Source organism: Streptomyces sp. TRM70350, from assembly GCF_019219825.1.
Classification (GTDB): domain Bacteria; phylum Actinomycetota; class Actinomycetes; order Streptomycetales; family Streptomycetaceae; genus Streptomyces.
In genome coordinates this window covers 1-285 of record NZ_JAHUXH010000144.1, presented here as the reverse complement: position 1 = coordinate 285, position 285 = coordinate 1, and the positions used below count along the sequence as shown (strand labels likewise).

Annotated in this window: 1 protein-coding gene; it reads right to left on the bottom strand. The window is 73.0% G+C overall.

Annotated elements, in window-relative coordinates; genetic code table 11:
• Positions 1-285: condensation domain-containing protein (locus KWI83_RS37960; protein ID WP_218518911.1), on the bottom strand; the 285-nt coding region annotated here is incomplete at both ends.

The following is a 285-nucleotide window of genomic DNA, read 5'->3' as shown; positions in this document are numbered from 1 at the left end:
GTGGCGGGCCGCCCTGTGCAGCTGGGTGTCGAGGTCCGTGGCATCGGTGTCGTCGACCGTCCGAACGTCCAGTACGGGGTTGGCGGCCTCGGGCGGGAGGATCCGGGCGACTGCCTCGCCGTCGGCGCCCGGGTAGACGGTGCGCAGCACCTCGTGGCGGGCGACCACGTCGTGCAGGGCCGCACGCAGCACGTCCGGGTCGACGGGGCCGTCCAGCGCGAGCGCCAGGGGGATGTTGTAGGTGGGGGCCGGGCCTTCCATCTGGTCGATGAACCACAGACGGCT